The sequence below is a fragment of the uncultured Sphingomonas sp. genome (assembly GCF_964237155.1).
In the GTDB taxonomy this organism is placed as follows: domain Bacteria; phylum Pseudomonadota; class Alphaproteobacteria; order Sphingomonadales; family Sphingomonadaceae; genus Sphingomonas.
The window spans coordinates 1-3,852 of sequence record NZ_CAXSHH010000133.1 but is presented as its reverse complement, the minus strand read 5'-3'; the positions used below and the strand labels follow the sequence as shown (position 1 = coordinate 3,852).

The 3,852-nt window shown below is 70.2% G+C and carries 4 protein-coding genes; 2 read left to right on the top strand and 2 right to left on the bottom strand.

All coding sequences use genetic code 11. The annotated features are described in order from the left end of the window. Both ACFE71_RS15170 and ACFE71_RS15165 read left to right on the top strand, forming a co-directional pair. A partial coding sequence (locus tag ACFE71_RS15170) for an FHIPEP family type III secretion protein (RefSeq protein WP_375429598.1) occupies positions 1-1,559 on the top strand: 1,559 nt, incomplete at its 5' end. Then, a complete protein-coding gene (locus ACFE71_RS15165; RefSeq protein ID WP_375429597.1) occupies positions 1,556-2,284 on the top strand; it encodes a FliA/WhiG family RNA polymerase sigma factor in 729 nt (242 codons plus the stop codon). The genes ACFE71_RS15170 and ACFE71_RS15165, both read left to right, overlap by 4 nt. A 46-nt stretch (positions 2,285-2,330) precedes the next feature. On the opposite strand, the gene ACFE71_RS15160 is transcribed toward ACFE71_RS15165, so the two are convergent. Continuing rightward, positions 2,331-2,822, bottom strand: a complete 492-nt coding sequence (locus tag ACFE71_RS15160) for a ferritin-like domain-containing protein (protein WP_375429596.1) — start codon at positions 2,820-2,822, stop codon at positions 2,331-2,333. A 279-nt stretch (positions 2,823-3,101) separates the two neighbouring features. After that, positions 3,102-3,852: flagellin (locus ACFE71_RS15155; protein ID WP_375429595.1), on the bottom strand; the 751-nt coding region annotated here is incomplete at its 5' end.

The following is a 3,852-nucleotide window of genomic DNA, read 5'->3' as shown; positions in this document are numbered from 1 at the left end:
CCAAGGCGCGCCGCGTCGAGGTCACGACCGAGGCCGATTTCTACGGCTCGATGGACGGCTCGTCCAAGTTCGTGAAGGGCGACGCGGTCGCGGCGATGCTGATCCTCGCCGCCAACGTCATCGGCGGCCTGATCCTCGGCCCCGTCAGCCACGGCCTGACCATCGGCGAGGCCGCGCGCGCCTATATCCTGCTCGCGATCGGCGACGCGCTCGTGGCGCAGCTCCCCGCGCTCATGCTCTCGATCGCCGCCGCCGCGATCGTCACCCGCGTCTCGTCGGACAAGGACCTGGCGGGCCAGATCGGCAGCCAATTCGGCTCGCCCCGCACCTGGACCCCGGTCGCCGGCATCCTCGCGCTTCTCGGCGTCATGCCCGGCATGCCGCACATCCTCCTCCTCTCGGGCGCGGCCATCGCCGGCTTCGCCGCCTGGAAGCTCCGCCAGATCGAGCGTCGCCCCCCGCCGCCCGCGCCGGTCGCCGCAGTCGAGCCCGCCGACCAGTCGCGCATCGGGTATGACGACGTGTCCGACGGGATGCTGGTGCGCCTCGATATCGGCTACGGCCTCGTGCCCCTCGTGGACGAGCGTAAAGGCGCCCCTCTCATGGGCCGCATCACCGGCGTCCGCCGCCAGCTCTCCAAGGAGCTCGGCTTCGTGGTGCCGCAGGTGCGCGTCGTCGACGACATCAACCTCGCCCCCTACACCTACCGCCTCGTGGTCGGCGGCGTCGTCGTCGGCGAGGACCAGGTCTCGCCCGACGAGATGCTCGCGCTCGATACCGGCCAGGCGGTGGGCGCGCTCCAGGGCAAGACCGCCAAGGACCCGACCTTCGGCCTCGACGCCACTTGGATCGCGCCGGGCGACGCCGACGCCGCGACCGGCGCGGGCTTCCTGGTCGTCGACCCCGGCACCGTCGTCGCGACGCACCTCAACCACGCGCTCGGCCAGAACGCCGCCGACCTGCTCGGCCCCGACGAGGTCCAGGCGCTGCTCGACGGCCTGAAGGAACGCAACCCGCAGGTCGTCGCCTCGCTCACCCCGCAACCCCTAGCGCTCACCACCCTGACCCAGGTCCTGCGCGGCCTCCTCGCCGAGGGTATCTCGCTCAAGGAGTTCCGCCGCATCGCGTCGGCGATCAGCGTCGCCGCGCAGAAGAGCCCACACGCCGAGGACATCGTCGAACTCATCCGCCCCGATCTCGGCCCGCTCATCGTCCAGAAACTATGCGGCGTCCGCGAGCCCCTGCGCGTCATGACGCTCGAGGGTCAGCTCGAAGGGCTGCTCGGCCAGGCCGCGCGCGCCGACGTGGGCGGCCGCCATGTGATCGAGCCCGATCTCGGCCGCCGCATCGTCGACGCGGTCAGCCACGCCGCGCAGCCGCTCCTCGCCGAGGCCAAGCCCTTCGCGCTCGTCGTCCAGCCCGCGATCCGCATCGCCATCCGCAAACTCGTCAAGACCTGCCTCCCCGACACCCCCGTCCTGTCCTTCTTCGAGGTGCCCGAGGACAAGGCGGTCGAGGTCGTCGCGGTGATCGGCGCCCCCGGAGCGTTACCCGCATGAGCTTCCACAATCCCGGATCGTTCGCCGACGCCCAGCCCGTGACCTATCGGCCTAGCCGCGACGGCGACGCCGCGATCCGCGAGCATTTGCCCCTCGTCCGCCGCCTCGCCTGGCACGTCCACGGCGCGATGAGCACCTCGGTCGACATCGAGGACCTTGTCCAGGTCGGCCTGCTCGCGCTCGTCGAGGCGCTCCGCGGCGCGGAAGTCCGGACCGGACCCGAGTTCAAGGCGTACCTCACCACCCGCCTGCGCGGCGCGATGATCGACGAGCTCCGCCGCCACGCCACCAACAGCCGCGGCGCGATGCGCCGCCGCCGCGACCACGCCCGCGCCGTGGCCGAACTGACCCTCCAGCTGGGCCGCCCGCCCGCCGAAGCCGAGGTCGCGGCACACCTGGGCGTCACGCTCGACAAGCTCCGCACCGACTATCTCACCGCCGACGCCGTCCGGATCGAGTCGATCGACGAGGTCTACGCCGACGATCTCCCCTGGTTCGCCAGCCCCGACCCCGACGCCTTCGAAGCGCTCGCCGACGGCCGCGAACGCGATCGCCTGATCGCCGCGATCGCCGCCCTCCCCGAACGCGAGGCGCTGGTGATCCAGCTTTACCACGTCGAAGAATTGAACCTCGACGAGATCGGCCAGGTCCTCGGCGTAGGCTCCGCCCGCGTCTGCCAGATCAAGAAGAGCGCCCACGACCGCCTGAGAAAGGCGCTGGCCTAACCCCCCAACCCTCTCCCGCGAAAGCGGGAGAGGGTTGAGAACCGCTTCAGGCCATTTCCTCCTGCCGCAGCATCTGCTCGGCGAGTTGGCTGTGCTGCTCGTCGGCCTGCTTGGCCTCCTCGGCACACTGCCGGAACTCGCGGTCGGTGCGCTCCAGTCCCAGCTTCTCGGCATAGTTGCGCAACGTGCCGAACGACGCGATCCAGTAATGGATGGCCAGCTGGCCCGCCGCGATAATGCCGAGGTCGCGGCTCATCTCGTCCGAAGCGGCCTGCCGGATGCGCTGGCTGACCTGATGATGCGCCTCGAGAATGGGATTGTCATCCTCGCCGACGGGGCCGCCCGCTTCTTCCAGCGCGCGGTCGATCCGCGCCGCCCACTCCGTGGATTGGTCGGTGCCTTGCTGCAACGCCTGTTTCAACTCGGGGCTGGTCGCCGAGCCCTGGATCTCCTGGGTCGCGTCGGCAGCGACCCGCGTACCCGCCTTCAATGCCGTCAGGCCTTGCCGCACCAACTGCTTCAGATTGTCGTCCGCCATCGTCATCGCTCCGCCGTGAGGGAAACCGGCACCGGGCCGGCCCTTCCTCTACAGTCGGCGCACAGCGTCGTTCCCGCCGCTCGGCGCGCATGCGGCACCCTTCGACGGCGGTGCCGAACATGGATCAAAGCCGGGGTCTCAAACCGGCCCGGAGGTCTCCTGACGCGACGAATCCCGGCGACCCGTTTCCGGGTCGCCGGGGCTCGTTGGAACATTCCATACCGGACCGGACATTCGACGCCGCCGCCGGATCGGCGACGGCGCGTCGGGGTGGTCGGCTTACTGGAGGAGCCGTAGCACGCCCTGCTGGCTCTGGTTCGCCTGGGACAGCATGGCGGTCGACGCCTGGCTCAGGATCTGCGCCTTGGCGAGGCTGGCGGTCTCGACCGAGAAGTCCGCGTCCTCGATGCGGCTACGCGCGTCGGTCAGGTTGGTCACGTTGTTGTTCAGGTTGTTGACCACCGACTCCAGCCGGTTCTGCGACGCGCCCAGGCTGGCGCGGGTCGTGTTGACGTTCTTCAGCGCGGTGTCGACGAACGCCAGCGATGCGGTCGCCTCGGCGGCCGTGTCGACCGCCGTCGCGGCGTCGAGGTCGGCGAGCGAGGTGAAGCTGAGCGTCACCTGATCGGCGGCCTTGGAGCCGGTCTGGATGTTGAGCGCGCCGGCCTGCGCCGTGTACGCCGCGCCCGTCGCGGCCGAGTTGAAGATGCGGGTGCCGTTGAACTCGGTCGTGGCCAGCACGCTCGTGATCTGCGCCTTCAGCGCGGTCACTTCGGTGTCCAGGTTGGCGCGGTCGTCGGCGCCGTAAGTGCCCGAAGCCGACTGCACGGCCAGCTCGCGGACGCGCTGGAGCATGTTGGACACCTCGCCCAGCGCGCCTTCGGCGGTCTGCGCGTAGCTGATGCCGTCGTTCGAGTTGCGGACCGCTTGGCTCATGCCGCGGATCGACGCCTGCATCGTCGACGCGATGGCGAGGCCGGCGGCGTCGTCCTTCGCCGAGTTGATGCGCTTGCCGGTCGACAGGCGCTCC

Bases quoted from the DNA above. Each gene is read 5' to 3' on its own strand.
- ACFE71_RS15165 (WP_375429597.1), top strand. From the start codon at position 1,556: ATGAGCTTCCACAATCCCGGATCGTTCGCCGACGCCCAGCCCGTGACC.
- ACFE71_RS15160 (WP_375429596.1), bottom strand. From the start codon at position 2,822: ATGGCGGACGACAATCTGAAGCAGTTGGTGCGGCAAGGCCTGACGGCA.